Genomic DNA, 17,502 nt, shown 5'->3' on the forward strand with positions numbered 1-17,502 from the left:
TATTTTTGTCAAGAACTTTTTTCAAGTTTTTTGACTTTTTTCGAAGCATCTTCCCGTTCTCTCTGAACCAGAGGGATGGGAACCTTCCCGGGAAGCCCGGTACTTAGCGGTTTGTCCCGCGGTGTTTATCAGCGGAACGTGTTATATTTTATCATCCCTCCTTATAAATGTCAACACCTTTTTTCTACTTTTTTTGATTTTTTTCGGGGAAGGTATTTTCTTTTAGGTTTTCTTTTGTTTCCTGGATGGAATTTGATTTTTTTCAAAAAACTTGTTATAATCTTACTGATAAAAATAAAGGCCTTAATCAGCCAAATAGAAATAAGTCTTTCCAGGCGTAGTCTATTGTGCATTCAATGGATTAACGCCTTTTTATATGAAAGAAGGAGGACTATTTATGCCAAAAACAAAATTTCAGGAGCTGATTTACGGATTACTTATGACATTTTTTATGGTTCTTGCCATGGAACTTTACAATGCAGGTCTTATCAATCACGGACTGACGAACGCCATCACACTGCATTCGCTTCCGGATATTTTTATCATTTTCCCAATCTGTTTTGTCATGGGGTTCTTTTTTGTGGATCGATTTGCGCCAAAGCTCGCATCTCGGATGGTTACGCCTGGGGAGGATAAACCTATTTTCGTCATACTGGCCCGTTCCTGTGTAACCATTGCATTCATGTGTCCCATCATGAGTTTTTGGGCCACATTGATTTTCAAAAAGCCCGGGATTGAATTTCTGCCTGTGTGGCTTCAGACTGTTGTCTGCAATTTCCCTATGGCCTTTTTCTGGCAAATCTTTTTTTGCGGACCACTCGTCCGTTTTTTGTTCCGCATCATTTTTGAACAACGTACCTCTTCTCAACCTAATTCTCAGCGTCCAGACTAAAAAAATAACACGGGCCGCCTTTTTCACGGTCCGTGTTGTTTGTGTGTCATCTATACTTGTACCTGTACTTCTGTACAGAAATGTGCTGAAAAATTGATGCCTATCTCTGAATACGAAGAAGTTTCTCTTTCAGCTCTGTTTCCAGCCTGCGCATTTCCGCCTCTGCTTCCTGCCGTTTTTGTCTTCCTTCCTGCTGAATCTGCATTACTTCATCCAGCGTTGAAATGAGAGATTCGTTTGTCGCCTTCAATGTTTCCATATCCACGATTCCCCTCTCAGACTCCCTGGCTGTATCCAGAGTAGCCATTTTCAGCGTCTGTGCATTTTTCCTCAAAAGTTCATTTGTCATATCCGTAACTTCCCGTTGTGCTGCGGCAGCCTGAGTAGAATGGGCCACTCCCAGTGCCAGCACCATCTGACTTTTCCAAAGTGGAATCGTATTGACAATGGTAGACTGGATCTTTTCTGCCATAACTGTATCATTATTCTGGATCATGCGTATCTGCGGTGCCGTCTGAATAGAAACCATCCGTGTCAGTTCCAGATCATGAAGTTTCTTTTCGAATCTCTGACACATGGATTCCAGATCTTTTGCAGCCTGCGCATCTTCTGCAAGTCCGCTTTTCTGGGCTTTCGCTATCAATTCTCTTAGCTGGCTATCTTCCACTTCTTTGAGTTTCTTTTTTCCTGCCAGGATATACATAGAAAGCTCTTTAAAGTACGTCAGATTCAATTCATACATTTTATCGAGAATTGCAATATCTTTTAAAAGCTGTACCTGGTGTCCTTCCAGCGCCTTTATGATCTGATTGATATTCGCCTCAGCTTTTGTGTATTTTGTTTTGAGGTTCTGTATCTTATTAGCCTGTTTTTTGAAAATCCCCAGGAATCCTCTCTCTTCTTCTTCATCAAAGTTCTTCAATTCCTGCACAACACCGCTCAAGAGTTCTCCAACCTCGCCTAGATCTTTCGTCCTTACATTTTCCAGTGCGCTCTCCGAGAAATCCGCCATTTTCTTTTGTGTTCCCGCTCCATACTGGAGGATCATGGAGGAGTTGCTCAGATCGATCTGGTTTGCAAACTGCTCTGCCATCTGCCATTCCTCCGGTGTCAGAACATTTTCATCCATAGCTGGTTCTTCTTTCTTCTCCGGTTCCGGAGCCGCAGCCTGTCCTCCGAATGGGTCAAGTGTCAACGTTGGTCCGCTCTGAAAATCTTTTAATCCCTCGTTCATCTTTTTCCTCCTGTCTCAAAGTCTTTTCCTGTAAGTCCTTCCTGTGCAAGCATTGTTTTGAGCACAGAAATATCAGAAGATACATCCCAGGCTGTCTCCTGGAACAGATCATCTAAAAGCTTCTCAAACGCAATATTCAGCGTGTCCAGTGTGTCTTCTATTTCCTTTTTGGAAGAAAGAATGTTTTCTCCCTGCACCGGCTGTGCGTCCAGCTTCTCGTACGCTTCCAGAAGCTTGACTGCCGTAGGAAGATAGTATTCCATCAGTTTCCGGATATCTTCCACTGAATCCGGATCCTGTTCTACCCGTTCGAAAATCCTTTTTGTCAGCAGCTCCATACGATACATTTTTTCCGATACCGCCTCTCCTGGAATTGCGTCGTTGCACTCGCGAATCTTTCTTATATATTCATTCCCCGCCTGGATAACGGCCTGAATCTGTGGATCCATGTTCGCCTGCTTTTCTTTGCTGTACTGTTCTTTTTTCCGGGCATCTGCCTGACTCCTCAACGCATCTTCTTCCTGCATTCTTTTTTGTACTTCTCTTTGTTCCATCAGATCCCGATATTCTTCGTATGCTGCATCACTGATCATCAAACACGCATCCTGATCATCCAGATGTCCTTGCCGAAACCATCCTTTTTCGATCATCCATCGAATATCTTTATAAACCTGTTTTTCTTTCCTCCGCACCCGAAGCGCAATCTCATCGATATTGCAGTATTCTTTTCCCTTCAATTCTTTTACATACCGCTCAAATCTCTTAATTCTTCCAAGCTTTCTTGTCCCGGATGCCGCCATCCCGCCAAATATGCATGCCATGATGCCTAAAGTTGTCATGCCAACAGCCATCTCCGCAGCGTTTCCAAGCACAAGTACCGTCACTGCGCCAAGCACGACTCCAAAAAGGAACAAAGATCCAAACCCATACCCAAGGATAGCAAGCGCCATTGCTCCCGCCTTCTTTCCGCTCATCTTTGCGTACAGATCGGGTGCCCTCAATTTCGAAACGTCGACTCCTCGGAATGTCTGCGCCGCGCCTTTTGATGCCTGCGTATACTTGTCCTGTCCAGAACTGTATCCTCCATTTCTATTTCGTTCTCCTGCATGTCTTATTCCATCTCGGAACTCTCCAGCCGCATTGTTGATCGTGTCATTGATGGTCTGATTCAGTCTGCGGAAATCCTGAGAATCTACCGCACGTTGAACCGTCCTTCGGATATCTTCCCCAAATGTTTCCCAATCCCAGTAACTCCTCATATGTTCGTCCTTCCTTATGACCTGATTCTTTCATAATATGTATGCACTTATTATACGTCATCTTATTTGTGACTGCAAGATTGCGCAAAAAAAAGAACCACAGTAAAGACGGATACCAACTTACTTGCATTGATATCCGCCTTTACTTTGATTCTTCAATCATTCTTTTTTTACCTCTTTCTTTTGGATTTGGTAAATTTTGTTTACGTTTTCGGTGGTCCGTACCTTCCTTTCATAAACTTTGCTTCCCGATACTCAGCGCTTGTATTTTTCTCGGGATCTTTTCAACACTTGTGTTGAAATAATAACGACTGAATGTTTATGGATCGCGTCCATCTTACAATTCCCGTCTGTTATTTTATGTCTTTATAATAGCACGTCTTTTTCTATTTGTCAATATTTTGTTTGATTTTATTTTTGTTTTTTTATTATTTTTATTTACATTATTTATTTTCTGATTTTTCCAGCCACCTTTGATCATGAACCGGAAAAATCAGAGATCCTGCCAAGCTCCCAGAATGTTACCGCACTTGCAGCTGCCACATTCAGCGAGTCAACTCCATGACTCATAGGAATTTTGATTGTATAATCAGATGCCGAGATCGTCTCATCCATAAGCCCATCCCCCTCCGTTCCGAGAATGACGGCCAGTTTCTCCTCCTTATGTACACGTGCGTCGTCAATATCTACTGATTCATCGTGAAGCGCCATAGACGCGGTACGAAAACCAAGAGATTGCAGATATTCCATACCTTTCTTTGGCCATCTGCCCGTCTCTTCTTCCTGCAGAATCGTCCAGGGAATCTGAAACACCGTGCCCATACTGACGCGGATGGCCCTGCGGTACAGAGGATTACTGCACCCAGGCGTGAGAAGGACTGCATCCATATTCAAAGCCGCCGCCGAACGGATAATGGCACCCACATTCGTGGGATTCATCACATTCTCCAGGACCGCAATGCGTCTTGCTCCTTTACATACTTCCTGTACCTTTGGCAACTTCTTCCGGCGCATGGCGCAAAGCACACCGCGGGTAAGTTTATACCCGGTAAGCTGTGTCAAAACATCAAAGGATGCTGTGTATACCGGTGTGTCCGGGCACTTTTCGATGATTTCTTTCGCTTCCCCTTCAATATGTCTGTCCTCCACCAGGATAGACACCGGTTCATACCCTGCTTCCAGTGCCCGAAGTACTACTTTGGGACTTTCTGCGATAAACATCCCGTCCTGAGGTCTGTCTTTATTCAAAAGCTGAGCTTCCGTCATCCTGGCGTAGATATCCAGCCCTTTGGCATCAAAATCCGTGATTTCTATAATATTACTCATGTTCTGTATCTTCTCCTTCATCCTCGGCTTTCGCATTTCCATTTATGATCATCCGACTGTATGTGTCTATAATCTTCCATATTTCCTCCGGATTTTCCGCTGTCTCATATACAGTTTGTCCATCCAGCATTCCGAAAAAAGTCCGGAAAGTATACGGAAAAATCGAAGGATGCAGAGTAAACACCCGCATCCCGGAAATAGATACTGTCAAACCATCGCTCCTGATTCCTGCATATTGCATTTTCTGCTGCCAGACTGTTTCTGTTGCTCATTGCAAGCACCGGTTTTCTTAACATCTTTTCATCTTTTCTCGCGCACCGAAGGAACTTATAGAAGAGTTTTTGTCTGAAAATCCTCTGCCGCCTTCAGCCCGTATGCCGGTTTCGCCATAAGCGCCGCGCGCTTTACCGCCCGTTCCATCACTTCCTGTGCAAGCACATGAAATGCATCCGGTGCCACTTCCACTTCCCCGGACGCCATAACGAAGATCGTATCTCCGTCTGCCGTCGAATGGGCCGGCCGAATCGTCCTCGCGAATCCGTTGTGGACGATGGACGCCGCTTTATTGCACTGGCATTTATCCAGTTTACCATTGGTAACAATACACCCTATGGTGGTATTCCCTTTCCACAGATCTCTTGGATGCTCCATCTCCTCATACATACATTTTTTCGTATCGGCGAATCCTGTCTGTTCTTTATTTAGAAGCCCTGCAAGGATCTTTCCAGTGTCCGGATCAATCACATCCCCAAGTGCATTGACTGCAACGACAGCTCCGCACTTCACATTTCCGATCTGTGCTGCACTGATGCCAATCCCACACTTCATCATGCCTTCCATATTGTGGAATTTTCCCACTGTCGCTCCAGTCCCGGCTCCCACATTTCCCTCTCCAGGCTCCTTTGAGAAAAAGGCATCCTGGCAGGCTGCATATCCCATCGCTTTGTCCGGTCTCCTGTCAAAGCTTACCAGTTCCAGATCAAAAAGAGATGCTCCGCACACGATGGGAACTCTCCCGATCCCTACATCAAATCCCACACCTTTTTCTTCCAGAAACTGCATCGCCCCGTCTCCTGCCTCCAATCCAAATGCGCTTCCACCCGACAGCATAACACAATGGATCTGCTGTACTGTGTTGACTGGTTTCAGAAGCTCTGTTTCTCTGGATGCCGGACTGCCTCCTCTTACATCCACACCAGCCCATGCACCCTTTTCGCAAATAATAGCTGTACAGCCCGTGGCGTGCGCTTCATCCTGTGCATGCCCGATACGAAACGCCTCGATTTCTGATATATGAATCTCTTTCAGGCTCATCATAACCTCCTTTTGTCTTGTCCGCCGGAATCATTTTCTTTAGTATATCATATGCCCTCCACAAATGGCAGTAAAATCTTTGTGTTCTTGAATCCCTTCAAGAGCCTATGCTATAATTTTTCTGTTACACTATTGTAAAATCATATGTTTTCATAATACAAGGAGCAGCATACATATGACACAAAAAACCATCTCTCATGAACTTGCAAAAGAATGTATTTTTACTGCGCTTATGCTTCTGACGGAGAAGCAGGATTACGAAAAGATCACAATCACGGATATCGCCCGCCGGGCAGGAGTCTCCCGGATGACATACTATCGGGTATACCAGGATAAAGACGACATTATCAAAACTCATCTGATCGAAGCTTTCGATCAGATGGTTATGGAGATAAATGCACAGAATAATTACACAGAAAATGATTTTTTTCCGCTGTTTTTTCGAGACTGTAAAAAAGAACGAAATTTTATTCCACAACGCTCTGAAGGCAAACATGCTGGAGTTTGTATGGCGAAAGGTTAAGGAGCATACTATCGCGTTGTTTCGCACCTTTTTCCGGACAAACGAGAACTCTTTTTTGTCAAATTACAGACTTTGCTTTTTTGCAGGGGGATTTCTCCACATTGCCCGGGAATGGCTGGAAACCGGCATGCAGGAAGACGTGGGAACGATGGTCCGCCTGTCCTGCAATATCACAGAAAAAATACGCCAGGTTCGGAATACGTGATTTTTGTTACAAATCGCCCCGATCTGTAACCTAGCGCGTCCAAAAGATTGACTTTTCACTTTTTGAACTATATAGTACTAGTGCAATAAAGATCTTTTCCTTATTTTATTTAATTGATCTTCAAAAAACATAAGGAGTGAACAGTCATGAAATTAAAAATGTCAAATGAAGTAAATCTGGGCGAAGAGCCTGTCAGACATCTTCTTTTTGTATTGGCAGTTCCTGCCATTACTTCACAGCTTGTCAATGCTCTGTACAACATGGTAGACCGGATGTATATCGGCCACATTCCGGAAATCGGAGCCTCAGCCTTAACCGGCGTCGGCGTCTGCTTTCCTCTCATTATGATCATCTCTGCTTTCGCATATCTGCTCGGCATGGGCGGAGCGCCAAGAGCCAGTATTCTCATGGGGCTGCAGATTTCGTGTCAGCAAACGTTCATCGCGTTTGGCAATTCAAGAATTTCTGCCTTTTTGGCCATATTCAGAAAAGTGCTTGTTCTGATTCCATTGATCTACCTGCTTCCTGCTCTTTTAAAAGACAATGTGCAGGCTGTATTTCTGACTGAACCAATCGCAGACTTCATCGCCGTGATGACGACTGCCATCCTCTTTGCCGTCAATTTCAAAAAACTTATGTGGCAGATGCGCAGTCAAAATAGCAATGCGGCATAATACCAGACTGTAAAGTAAAGGTAGATTCATAATCCGTTCTAATCCTTACATCTCATGTACGATGTCCAGACAAATATATAGTGCTTTTTCAAACGAATCTTCTCCCCAGTTTCTTTCGTCATAGGCGTCTATATTTGCCAATGTATCTGCAGTAAATAATATTTGTCCAAATTTAATATCACGAAATTCTGCGCAGGCTGCCAAAGAAGCACATTCCATTTCCACAACCATACATCCCTCTTCCTTTCGGTACATGACCTTTTCTCTGGTCTCTCTATAGAAACCATCCGTCGTCCATGTCATACATTCCAAATAAGGAATATTGCATTTCTGAAATACTTTTTCTATCGCATATAAAGCATCCGAGCATATATTTACATATCTGGAAGGCGGAAGATAGTGATAAGAAGTTCCTTCATCTCGCAATGCTTTTGTTGGAACTAGGAATGTATTCTCCGGCAGTTCGGCCAGTGCCCCACAAGTTCCTGATGATATCACTTTTGTCACACCATATCCTATCAGCCAATCCAATATTTGTGTTGATGCGGCCGAACCTACAGGCGCTTGACACAAGCAAATGTCTTCTCCTTCATAATCAACTATGTATACAGGATACACTTTCGTCGCGGATATAAATTCTGCTATTTTTTCCGCTTTATTTTTATTGGATTCTGCGTATGTCTCTATAACATCTCCCAAAAAGGCAAACACTGCTTTCGAAGGGAGTTTGATATCCAAATTGTCGTGTGTCGGCATGATCACAGCATGTTGACTGTCATCATATTCCAGAATTGGAATATCGTGTTTTATCAATGCCATATGGCACCTCCTTCGTTTGCTGCATTTTTTCTTATCGCTGTCTTTATTTTACTATTTCGACTAGTTTGCTACAACAAAAAACCTCCCAAAACCGAAGTCCTGAGAGGTTTGTAATTCTTTTGAAATTGTAATCCAAACCCGAAAAAGCTTTGCTTTTTCTCGTTGGCGCTTGGCGCCATATTAACGTTTGGAGAACTGCGGTGCTCTACGAGCTGCTTTGAGACCGTATTTCTTACGTTCTTTCATACGTGGATCACGTGTTAAGAATCCGTTTGCTTTGAGAACCGGTCTGTAATCAGCATCTGCTTCAAGCAGTGCTCTGGAGATTCCGTGACGGATTGCTCCAGCCTGTCCTGTGTATCCGCCGCCGTGTACATTTACAAGTACATCGAATTTGTCTGTTGTCTCTGTTGCTACGAGCGGCTGACGAACTACTACTTTCAATGTTTCAAGTCCGAAGTATTCGTCGATATCTCTTTTATTTATTGTAATTTTACCTGTTCCCGGTACTAAGTATACTCTTGCGATAGATTTTTTTCTTCTTCCTGTTCCGTAGAATTTTGCACTAGCCACTGTAATTTCCTCCTCTCAACCTTTCCTTAAAATGTTAATACTTCCGGTTTCTGAGCTGCATGAGCGTGTTCTGCACCTGCATAAACGTGAAGTTTCTTAATCATTGCTCTTCCTAAAGGTCCTTTCGGAAGCATTCCTTTCACAGCAAGTTCAATCACTTTTTCCGGCTTTTTAGCCATCATTTCTTTTAATGTTGTTTCTTTCATACCACCAACATATTCGGAGTGATTGTAGTAGATCTTCTGATCCATTTTCTTACCTGTTACTTTTACTTTTTCAGCGTTGATCACGATCACGTAATCACCTGTATCAACGTGCGGTGTAAATTCCGGTTTATTTTTTCCTCTTAATACGTTTGCAATTCCAGAGCAAAGACGGCCTAATGTCTGTCCTTCTGCATCAACTACATACCATTTTCTTTCAATCTTATCTGGATTAGCCATGTAAGTTTTCATTGGTTGACCTCCTGTTTACAATCTTCTACATTAAATAATGAACTTTATTATAATTATGGAAATCAGTCCGCTCCGGGGCTATGGTGCAAACTGTTTTCTTCTCATGTCATACTGTTTTAGTATACGCTTTTGGTCTTTGTCTGTCAACCGTTTTTTATAAAGTTTTTTGCCTTTTTTTGCCGAATTTTTTCTGTTTTTTAGCCATCGGTTCTATATTGAATCTCTGATTGTTACGTGATAAACTATGAATGTTCTGACAATAATAATTGTACGTATAGAAAGGGGATATTTTCATGTGGGCTTACAATGGAATTTTTTATCAGATATATCCGATCGGCTTTTGCGGTGCTCCTGTTCACAATGACGGACAGACGGTTCCTAGAATCCGAAAAATCATCGATTGGGCGGATTACATCCAGAGTCTTGGTGTCGACTCCATCCTTCTGAATCCGATCTTCGAATCCGACAATCATGGATACGACACAAGAGATTTCCTGAAAATCGACTGCCGTCTCGGTACCAATGCGGATTTTGCAGATGTATGCCGCGAGCTTCACAGCCGAGGTGTGCGTGTCGTCCTGGACGGCGTGTTCAACCATGTCGGGAGAGGATTCTGGGCATTTCGCGATGTCCAGGAAAAGAAGTGGGACTCTGCTTACAAAGACTGGTTTCACATCAATTTTGACGGCAACAGCGGATACAATGACGGCTTCTGGTACGAAGGCTGGGAAGGACACTTTGAGCTAGTGAAACTGAATCTTCAGAACCCTCATGTAGTGGACTATCTTCTGAACTGCGTCCGGACATGGATCCAGGAATTTGATATTGATGGACTGCGTCTTGATGTGGCATACAGTCTGGATCACAATTTTATGCGGAAGCTTCGCAGTTTCTGCACGTCTCTGAAACCGGATTTTGTTTTGATCGGAGAAGTCCTTTTCGGGGACTACAATCTGATCGTCAACGACGACATGCTCCACAGCTGCACAAATTACGAGTGCTACAAAGGTCTTTTTTCCAGCTTTAACGATATGAACTTATTTGAGATCGCACACTCCCTGAACCGTCAGTTCGGACCGGAACAGTGGTGCATCTACCGCGGTAAACATCTCATGACTTTTGCGGATAATCACGATGTCACACGGATTGCCAGCATCTTGAAGTGTCGTGAACACCTTCGTCCGGTTTATGGCACACTCCTTACCATGCCTGGCATACCTTGCATTTATTATGGAAGCGAATGGGGCGAAGAGGGGATCAAGGCGCCTGATAATGACTACGCACTTCGGCCGTGTTTTGAGGCTCCGAAACCAAATGAACTGACAGCGTACATCCGTCAGCTGATCGCTTTTCGGCAAAAGAGTGATGCCCTGTGCAATGGCACATACCGCAATGTCCTGATCATGAACCGTCAGCTGATCTTTGAGCGCAAGACAGACAAAGAACGGATCTTTGTGGCTGTCAATGCGGACAGTACGGACTATCAGGCAAATCACGGGGAACTTCAAGGGGAAGTCAAGGATCTCATTTCGGGAGAGGTGTTTTCCATGAACGGACAGCTTTCCATGCCTCCATACAGCGTCCGGATCCTCGTATTTGATCACAGAAACCACCCAGAGTACGAAGAAGACAGGAACGTATCCGTCCAGTTATCTGAGAATTCCATTTCGGAAGACAGATCTTTTGATGAAAAGGAAGTGCTTTTGCTCCCATCCTTTTCTGATCTGACTTGCATCCTTGCTTCTGCTTCTCCGAGAAGAACGGAGCTTTTATCCCAGGCAGGCATCGTTCACACCGTCATTCCGTCATCCTGTGAAGAACATGTCAATTCCTGTATTCCGGAAGAGGTTGTGAAAGAGCTTGCCTCACAGAAGGCTGATGATGTCTTCCACACTTACCGCAAAACACATCCAGACGATGATGTGCTTGTCATCGGCGCAGATACAGTAGTTGCGTTTGACGGACAGATCTTAGGAAAACCTTCCGGAAAGGAAGATGCGTACGGCATGATTTCTTCCTTGCAAGGTCATACCCACCAGGTGTACACCGGAGTTTGTCTGATTCTTTCCTGCGGTTTAGAGAAACGTACCGAGACATTTAGTGTGAAAAGCGATGTAGAAGTGTATCCGATGACAGAACAGGAAATCCAGGCTTATCTTTCTACCGATGAGCCATACGATAAGGCTGGTTCTTACGCAGTCCAAGGGCATTTTGCAGTCCATGTCAAAGGTATCCGGGGCGATTACAACAACATCGTCGGTCTTCCGATCGCAGAGATCTATCAGAAACTGAAAAACTGGATCCAATTTTAACATTAAATAAACCATCAGCCCTGTTGGTACCAGGTCTTTTCTGTCCTTGATTCCAACAGGGCTTCCATTTTTCAGGCTATTTCCATGTCTTTTCTGTTTCTATCTTTATTTCTTTTTCGAGAAAAACTTTCAAAAGTTCTTTGCATGCTGCAATATCTTTTTTATGGATCATGTTGTTCGGCGTATGACCGTATCTTGTCGGAATAGATAACCCTAATGTCTTTACACCTTTCCCTGATTTCATGATCGCTCCGATGTCTGTCCCCCCTGCATAAAGTGCATCCATCTGAAACGGTATCCCATTTTCTTCAGCTATGTCTCTCAGTTTGCATGTCCACTCATGATCGCAGAGGACACTGCCGTCGCTTACTTTGATAGCCACTCCTTTCCCAAGTACCGGGTTTCCGTAGTCTTCCCCCGGGAGATCAAAGGAACGTGTAATGTCAACGGCAATTCCCAAATCCGGCTGTATTCTTTCGGCAGCCACAGTCGCTCCTCTCAATCCCACTTCTTCCTGGACGGTAAACGTAAAGTAAATGTCATGGTATGGTGTTTGCATTTCCTTAATCGTCTCCATAAGGATAGAACAAGCCACTCTGTCATCGAATGCTTTCGCAAGGACGCAGTCTCCCGCCGCATGTTCAAACTCTCCTTGGATCACAGCGCAGTCCCCGACTTTCACATATTTCTCTGCATCTTCCCGGGAAGATACTCCAATATCCACGTAAAGCTCTCTGATATCTGCATCTTTTATATCCTGAATATTTCGGTCACATGCAATGACCCCTGTAATACCATTTTTGAAGCGGACGCGGTTCATGTAGATCACAAAGGCCGAGAGCCCGCCGATTTGCTTTACTTTCAGCAATCCGTTGTCCAAAATACGGACGACACACAACCCGATTTCATCCATATGAGCAGAAACCATGATTTTCTTCTTCTCTGTTCCACATCCCCGCTTCAGCAGAAAAAGATTCCCAACTGCATCCTGTTTTATCTCGTCCACATTGTCAGCCGCGTTTTTTATTATAAAAGCAGCTACCTCTTCTTCCTGTCCGCTCACGCCCCATAATTGTGTCAATTTTTCTAACATCATCCTACCTCTTTTTTCATTTTTATAAATGATATTTTTCTGCCGCCTCGTCGATGGCTTTTCTGCACTTTTGTACCCCTGCCGCGATTCCGTCCGGATCCTTAAAGATAGCAGAAGATAAAATGATGACATCCGGGTTGCATGCAACGGCTGCATCCATGTTGTCAAAACGGAGACCTCCGTCAATGGCCAGTTCACATTTCGGATTTTTTTCATCGATCATTTTTCTGGCGCGTTTGATCAGGTCAACTGCACTTCTTCTCCATCCCCAGTTGTCTTTTCCGTCTGTATCGTCCACTCCATGTACTACCAGCTGCAGCCGGTCGATGTCATAGATCGCCTCGTCCACAAAGCAAAGAGGTGTATAGCATCCTAAAGTAAGACCGATCTTCATGCCAAATTCACGGCAGTAATTGATGATATATGCCAGCGGCGCCCCAAGGAAATGCTCTGCCGGAAGAATCAGCATATTACATCCTGCTGCTGCTATCTTTTCGATAAACAGCCTGTCACAGTCTCTTGTATAAATATGACATTCGATATTTTTTTTCGTATACGGCCGAATTCCCTCAATGATCTGATGTCCTCCCATGAGCTGCATGTTCTTCAGATCATGCATATCTGCCGCATCTGAGTGTATGTAGTCTACTCCTGCTGCGTCTGCCTCTGCTACCAAGTCTGCGATATGGCCATAGTCTACGTGTGCCAGTCCTGCTGCAATTTTAATATGTTTCATCTTTTATTCCTCCTCATAACTTAAATTTAATAGGTACCTTATATTTTCCCGTTTACTTTTCTTTCAGGTAAACAATTTTTCCGTCTACTAGAGTGCCCATGCATTCTGCCGTCAGATTTTCTACCGGATTCTGATCGAAAATAGCGATATCTGCATCTTTTCCTACCTCAATGGAGCCGACTCTTTCTTCCAGTCCAAGTATTTCAGCTGCATTGATCGTGATGGACCGCATTGCCTCATCCAACGGAAGCCCTGCTTTGTGACACATTCCCGCACATATTCTCAGATTGCTCGTGTGCATTGCCGGCAAATCTGTCATGATAGCAAGTTTTACTCCTGCTTCATAAAGAACGGCTGCTGATTCGACACATTGATGTACGACTTCATTCTTATGTGGAAATCCTAAAAATGGTCCTAAAATAACTCCTTTTTGTCTTGTGTGTGCCAGAACATCTGCTATGAGATGCCCCTCGCTGCAGTGATCCAGTGTGATTGCCAGATCGAATTCATCTGCAATCCGCAGCGCTGTCATAATGTCATCTGCCCTGTGGACATGCGCTTTCAAAGGAAGATTTCCTTCTACCACTGGAACTAGGGCTTCCAGCCGCATATCAAACGCCCGGCCTTTTTTTCCTGCATACTCTTTTGCTTTATAAAGCCATTCCCGGATAATTGCTGCTGTTGCCATCCTTGTGACCGGAGAGTGGCCTTTTGGTCCGTGGGAATTCTTCGGATTTTCTCCAAACGCAGCTTTCATGGCAAGAGGCTCCTTAAGAATCATGTCGTCAACGATCTTGCCTGCGGTTTTCATGGCAACAAACTGTCCTGCAAGCGGGTTGCTGCTTCCAGGTCCGGTAGCCACACATGTTACCCCGTTTTCACAGGAATGGCGAAATTCCGGATCCAGCGGATAGATTCCATCTATCGCCCTCAAATGCGGTGTGACCGGATCAGTATCTTCATTTCCATCCACGCCTGCATTCCCAATCCCCCATTCGAAAATTCCAATGTGATTATGCGCGTCTATGATCCCAGGCATTACGATTCCTTCCTTCGCATCCACAATCACACATTCGTCAGGAGCACTCAGATTTTTCCCTATCTCCTTGATTTTCCCCTTTTCAATAAGGATTTCCCCTTCTGTGATTTCATGGGCGCTGTTCATTGTATGTATGAGCCCATTCCTGATCAGAATACTCTGTTCCTTCATTGCTTCCCTCCACTACAAAATACTTTTGGCAACGCTGTCCGCCAATTTACCGATCACTCCTTTTTCAAAAGGCGATGGTAGTCCTGCCGCCTCCACGGTGTCTTTAAATCCCATCTGTCCACTGTATTTCAAAATATTTTTATAGCAGTTCCATGCCTGATCGTGATCTTCTTCATCCATAAAATGCAGCTCCAGAGCGCACACTTGGGCCAGAACATAATCGATATAGTAGAATGGCCAGCGATATACATGTGTCTGTCTCTGCCATGCCCGGCCCTGTCCCAGGAAGATTTCCGTCTCGTAATGTTTCCACGGCAAATATTCTTTTTCCAACTTTTTCCACAGCGCTTTTCTGTCTTCCGGGGTAAACTCCGGATGATCATATATGGTCTCCTGGAATTCGTCTATCGCGCACCCATAAGGAATGAAGGATAGGGCATTTTTGAGATGAATGTATTTGTATGAGGAAAGATCTTCTTCCGGCAATACATAATGCAGATACGGCCATACAAGGAATTCCATCCCCATAGAATGAATTTCTGCCAGATCGGAACTGCACCCTCCTGCAAAACTAAACGGTTCTCCCCGTTTTATGTAGGAGTGAAAACCATGTCCCGTCTCATGGGCAAATGTCTTTAACGCTCCTTCTGTCGCATTGTAAGTTTCAAAAATGAATGGCATGTGATATGCGGCCACATAATTGGAATACGCTCCCATAATTTTTCCCGGCCGCACAGCAAGATCGAAAAATTCGCATTCCAGAAGATCTTCATAGTATATGTGTGTCTCCGGAGAAAGTTCTTTATAGACTTTTCTGAAATCCTCCAAAATCTCTTTTGTGGGTTCCGGTTTCTTTCCTCCTGCAAATATGTCTTCGTCGTAGTGATAGAGCACGTCAATCCCCAGATCCTCTTTTTGTTTTTCAAAGAGCATATTTGCCACCGGAACAATTTTTTTCTTTACTTCTTCCCTGAAAGAGGCAATCTCTTTTTTCGTATAGCTCGTCCTTCCCATACGGCAATATCCGACTTCCGTGAAAGACGTTTTTCCAAGTTTTTCTGCGATCTTGGCACGTACTTTTACAAGCTGATCAAAAAGCTCATCCAGTTCTTTTCCAACCGAAGCGTATGCTTTTTCCCAGATTGCCGCATATTTCGAACGTTCTGACCGGTCTTTGCTTCCCAGGTGCGGACCTATTTTGGAAAGCGGAACAGTACCTTCTTCTGTTTCCGCTGTCAGATTTGCGATCATTTCCGAATATCTGGAGGAAAGTTCATTTTCCTTTGCCAGGTCTTCCATAATCTCCGGACTGAAACTTTCTTTTTTCAGAGCAGCAAGGCGAAACGGTTCTGTCCCCAGATGTTTTTCCAGCTCTTTTTGGTACGGGCTTGACAAAAGCACTTCATTCATTTCATTTTCCAATGCTTCATAACGTGGTTTCACATGGTCAAAAAACTCGGTCTCTTTTCTGTAAAACTCATCGTTTACGTCCATCGTATTCCGAGCTTCACATACCACTGCCAAAGTTCCAAATTCTTCCCTCATGCGGTCCAGAGCAAGTAATGCATAATAAGCTGCGCCGAAACTTTTCGTATCCCGTATTTCATCTAACTGCTTCCTGAATTTTTCTTCATATTGATCCATATCCAGTCTCACATAAGGAACATCTTGAAATTTTATCATCTGTCTTTACTCCTTCCCTATTTTAATAACTTTTTTTCATAATATTGAAAAGTTCGTCTTTCGGCGCAAACGGCAAGAAAGAGAACACCGGATTTTCCAGCATCGTTTGAAACTCTTCCGGAGTTACCCCGAGGCTTGACAGCGTCTTGTGAATCCCGATCTCATCAAGAAATTTTCTTACCAGTTTGGGAAGTTCTTTCGCCGCCTCCTGATCACTTTTCCACTCACAGTCCGGATCAAATATTCTGCTCACGGCTGCACATTTTTCCGTCTCTTTCTCCCATATATAATCCAGATAAGCCGGATACAAACTTGCCAGGCACTGGCCATGGGCAATCCTCGGAGCAACACCTCCAATTACCTCACTTAAAGGATGCGGAATCGTCGCAGCCGCATTGCTCAGCGAAATCCCGGCAAACGCTGCTGCCTGCGACAAAACAGCGCGAAGTTCGATATCAGACGGATCTTTTACTAATCTCGGCAATGCTCCGATGATCATTTCCATCGCTTTTTTTGCGATCATACGAGTGTAAATCGAAGAGCACTCTCTCATATAGCTTTCAAATGCGTGGGTAAATGCATCAAATCCAGTCATCGCTGTCATTCGAGGCGGAAGTGTCCTTGTCAGTTCTGGATCTATAAGAGCCACCTCTGCAAACCCTTCCGGATGAAAGACGCACATTTTTGCCCCTTTTTCCGTCTGAGACAGCACCATAGCCTGCGTCATCTCGCTCCCGGTTCCGGCAGTTGTCGGCACTGCTATGACAGGAATCTTCTTTCCCAATGACTCATAGCTGGCAAATGCATCTGTATACTTCTGAAAAATCTCATCCCAGTCAAGTTTTTCCACATTCTCAAAGAGCGCGATTGCTTTGGCCGTGTCGATTGAACTCCCTCCTCCGACGGCAACGATGACTTCCAGTTTTTCATCGTGTACGATCTGAATCGCTTTTTCGATCCCTTTTACGTCCGGGTTTGGAATCACTTCATCAAAATGTCGTACAAACCCTCCTGCCTGCTCTATAATGTCTCGTACTCTTTCATACAGCGGCCGCAGGACCTCTTCCTCATTGGTTGTCGTCACAAGGAGACACCTTTTCCCGTACTGCTTTACAATTTCTCCCAGCTGATTTACTTTTCCGCATCCGAATTCCATCCGCGTTGGCTGATAAAATGAAAATTCTTCCATCAGAT

The 17,502-nt window shown here is 44.3% G+C and carries 17 protein-coding genes and 2 pseudogenes; 6 read left to right on the forward strand and 13 right to left on the reverse strand.

The window, feature by feature from the left end:
- Positions 1-397: 397 nt before the first annotated feature.
- On the forward strand, positions 398-892 hold the full coding sequence (locus FLB61_RS08385) for a DUF2798 domain-containing protein (RefSeq protein ID WP_221919872.1): 495 nt from the start codon (positions 398-400) through the stop codon (positions 890-892).
- Between the two features lie 100 nt (positions 893-992).
- Here FLB61_RS08385 and FLB61_RS08390 read toward each other — a convergent pair whose 3' ends face one another.
- The 5 genes from FLB61_RS08390 to FLB61_RS08410 all read right to left on the reverse strand — a co-directional run bounded on the left by FLB61_RS08390 (position 993) and on the right by FLB61_RS08410 (position 6,028).
- A complete protein-coding gene (locus tag FLB61_RS08390; protein WP_221919873.1) occupies positions 993-2,126 on the reverse strand; it encodes a toxic anion resistance protein in 1,134 nt (377 codons plus the stop codon).
- Complete coding sequence (locus FLB61_RS08395; RefSeq protein ID WP_221919874.1) at positions 2,123-3,385, reverse strand: 5-bromo-4-chloroindolyl phosphate hydrolysis family protein; 1,263 nt, start codon at positions 3,383-3,385, stop codon at positions 2,123-2,125. Before FLB61_RS08395 ends, FLB61_RS08390 begins: the two co-directional genes overlap by 4 nt.
- Positions 3,386-3,862: 477 nt before the next feature.
- The gene (locus FLB61_RS08400) at positions 3,863-4,711 is read right to left on the reverse strand and encodes a TrmH family RNA methyltransferase (protein ID WP_221919875.1); all 849 of its coding nucleotides are present in this window, start codon (positions 4,709-4,711) and stop codon (positions 3,863-3,865) included.
- Positions 4,704-4,922 carry a hypothetical protein gene (locus FLB61_RS08405; protein WP_221919876.1) on the reverse strand — a complete coding sequence of 73 codons (219 nt, stop codon included), beginning with the start codon at positions 4,920-4,922 and terminating at the stop codon, positions 4,704-4,706. The genes FLB61_RS08400 and FLB61_RS08405 overlap by 8 nt, the downstream gene beginning before the upstream one ends.
- Before the next feature lie 116 nt (positions 4,923-5,038).
- A complete protein-coding gene (locus FLB61_RS08410; protein WP_330625547.1) occupies positions 5,039-6,028 on the reverse strand; it encodes a P1 family peptidase in 990 nt (329 codons plus the stop codon).
- Positions 6,029-6,200: 172 nt separating this feature from the next.
- Between FLB61_RS08410 and FLB61_RS08415 the strand changes: the two genes are divergently transcribed.
- The 3 genes and pseudogenes from FLB61_RS08415 to FLB61_RS13375 form a co-directional block, all read left to right on the forward strand.
- Positions 6,201-6,548 carry a TetR/AcrR family transcriptional regulator gene (locus tag FLB61_RS08415; RefSeq protein WP_221919877.1) on the forward strand — a complete coding sequence of 116 codons (348 nt, stop codon included), beginning with the start codon at positions 6,201-6,203 and terminating at the stop codon, positions 6,546-6,548.
- Complete coding sequence (locus FLB61_RS08420) at positions 6,445-6,753, forward strand: TetR-like C-terminal domain-containing protein (protein ID WP_221919878.1); 309 nt, start codon at positions 6,445-6,447, stop codon at positions 6,751-6,753. The genes FLB61_RS08415 and FLB61_RS08420 overlap by 104 nt, the downstream gene beginning before the upstream one ends.
- 146 nt (positions 6,754-6,899) lie before the next feature.
- Positions 6,900-7,166, forward strand: a pseudogene (locus FLB61_RS13375) (MATE family efflux transporter); the annotation flags it as partial.
- 306 nt (positions 7,167-7,472) lie between these two features.
- Here the strand turns inward: FLB61_RS13375 and FLB61_RS08430 are convergent.
- The 3 genes from FLB61_RS08430 to rplM form a co-directional block, all read right to left on the reverse strand.
- Positions 7,473-8,246, reverse strand: coding sequence for a nucleoside phosphorylase (locus tag FLB61_RS08430; RefSeq protein ID WP_221919880.1), 774 nt, complete (start codon positions 8,244-8,246; stop codon positions 7,473-7,475).
- Positions 8,247-8,426: 180 nt separating this feature from the next.
- A complete protein-coding gene (rpsI, locus tag FLB61_RS08435) occupies positions 8,427-8,819 on the reverse strand; it encodes a 30S ribosomal protein S9 (protein WP_087201957.1) in 393 nt (130 codons plus the stop codon).
- A 26-nt stretch (positions 8,820-8,845) separates the two neighbouring features.
- Positions 8,846-9,274, reverse strand: a complete 429-nt coding sequence (gene rplM, locus FLB61_RS08440) for a 50S ribosomal protein L13 (RefSeq protein ID WP_087210333.1) — start codon at positions 9,272-9,274, stop codon at positions 8,846-8,848.
- A gap of 293 nt (positions 9,275-9,567) precedes the next feature.
- Between rplM and FLB61_RS13380 the strand changes: the two are divergent.
- Both FLB61_RS13380 and FLB61_RS13385 read left to right on the forward strand, forming a co-directional pair.
- A pseudogene (locus tag FLB61_RS13380) lies at positions 9,568-10,866 on the forward strand (alpha-amylase family glycosyl hydrolase); the annotation flags it as partial.
- Positions 10,840-11,586 (forward strand): Maf family protein, encoded by a 747-nt coding sequence (locus tag FLB61_RS13385; protein ID WP_246599172.1) that lies wholly within the window; start codon positions 10,840-10,842, stop codon positions 11,584-11,586. The pseudogene FLB61_RS13380 and the gene FLB61_RS13385, both read left to right, overlap by 27 nt.
- A gap of 76 nt (positions 11,587-11,662) precedes the next feature.
- Here FLB61_RS13385 and FLB61_RS08450 read toward each other — a convergent pair whose 3' ends face one another.
- From FLB61_RS08450 to FLB61_RS08470, 5 genes are read right to left on the reverse strand one after another with little or no spacing between them, the layout of a single operon-like run.
- A complete protein-coding gene (locus FLB61_RS08450; RefSeq protein ID WP_221919882.1) occupies positions 11,663-12,682 on the reverse strand; it encodes a M42 family metallopeptidase in 1,020 nt (339 codons plus the stop codon).
- Between the two features lie 19 nt (positions 12,683-12,701).
- Positions 12,702-13,415 (reverse strand): ribulose-phosphate 3-epimerase, encoded by a 714-nt coding sequence (locus FLB61_RS08455; RefSeq protein WP_221919883.1) that lies wholly within the window; start codon positions 13,413-13,415, stop codon positions 12,702-12,704.
- A gap of 52 nt (positions 13,416-13,467) precedes the next feature.
- Positions 13,468-14,625, reverse strand: a complete 1,158-nt coding sequence (locus FLB61_RS08460; protein WP_221919884.1) for an amidohydrolase — start codon at positions 14,623-14,625, stop codon at positions 13,468-13,470.
- A 12-nt stretch (positions 14,626-14,637) separates the two neighbouring features.
- Complete coding sequence (locus FLB61_RS08465; protein WP_221919885.1) at positions 14,638-16,308, reverse strand: M3 family oligoendopeptidase; 1,671 nt, start codon at positions 16,306-16,308, stop codon at positions 14,638-14,640.
- Positions 16,309-16,330: 22 nt separating this feature from the next.
- Positions 16,331-17,497, reverse strand: a complete 1,167-nt coding sequence (locus FLB61_RS08470) for an iron-containing alcohol dehydrogenase (protein WP_221919886.1) — start codon at positions 17,495-17,497, stop codon at positions 16,331-16,333.
- Positions 17,498-17,502 lie beyond the last annotated feature (5 nt).

Source organism: Sellimonas caecigallum (assembly GCF_019754295.1).
GTDB lineage: Bacteria > Bacillota > Clostridia > Lachnospirales > Lachnospiraceae > Sellimonas > Sellimonas caecigallum.

Bases quoted from the DNA above. Each gene is read 5' to 3' on its own strand.
- FLB61_RS08385 (WP_221919872.1), top strand. From the start codon at position 398: ATGCCAAAAACAAAATTTCAGGAGCTGATTTACGGATTACTTATGACA.
- FLB61_RS08390 (WP_221919873.1), bottom strand. From the start codon at position 2,126: ATGAACGAGGGATTAAAAGATTTTCAGAGCGGACCAACGTTGACACTT.
- FLB61_RS08395 (WP_221919874.1), bottom strand. From the start codon at position 3,385: ATGAGGAGTTACTGGGATTGGGAAACATTTGGGGAAGATATCCGAAGG.
- FLB61_RS08400 (WP_221919875.1), bottom strand. From the start codon at position 4,711: ATGAGTAATATTATAGAAATCACGGATTTTGATGCCAAAGGGCTGGAT.
- FLB61_RS08410 (WP_330625547.1), bottom strand. From the start codon at position 6,028: ATGATGAGCCTGAAAGAGATTCATATATCAGAAATCGAGGCGTTTCGT.
- FLB61_RS08415 (WP_221919877.1), top strand. From the start codon at position 6,201: ATGACACAAAAAACCATCTCTCATGAACTTGCAAAAGAATGTATTTTT.
- FLB61_RS08420 (WP_221919878.1), top strand. From the start codon at position 6,445: ATGATTTTTTTCCGCTGTTTTTTCGAGACTGTAAAAAAGAACGAAATT.
- FLB61_RS08430 (WP_221919880.1), bottom strand. From the start codon at position 8,246: ATGGCATTGATAAAACACGATATTCCAATTCTGGAATATGATGACAGT.
- rplM (WP_087210333.1), bottom strand. From the start codon at position 9,274: ATGAAAACTTACATGGCTAATCCAGATAAGATTGAAAGAAAATGGTAT.
- FLB61_RS13385 (WP_246599172.1), top strand. From the start codon at position 10,840: ATGCCTCCATACAGCGTCCGGATCCTCGTATTTGATCACAGAAACCAC.
- FLB61_RS08450 (WP_221919882.1), bottom strand. From the start codon at position 12,682: ATGATGTTAGAAAAATTGACACAATTATGGGGCGTGAGCGGACAGGAA.
- FLB61_RS08455 (WP_221919883.1), bottom strand. From the start codon at position 13,415: ATGAAACATATTAAAATTGCAGCAGGACTGGCACACGTAGACTATGGC.
- FLB61_RS08460 (WP_221919884.1), bottom strand. From the start codon at position 14,625: ATGAAGGAACAGAGTATTCTGATCAGGAATGGGCTCATACATACAATG.
- FLB61_RS08465 (WP_221919885.1), bottom strand. From the start codon at position 16,308: ATGATAAAATTTCAAGATGTTCCTTATGTGAGACTGGATATGGATCAA.
- FLB61_RS08470 (WP_221919886.1), bottom strand. From the start codon at position 17,497: ATGGAAGAATTTTCATTTTATCAGCCAACGCGGATGGAATTCGGATGC.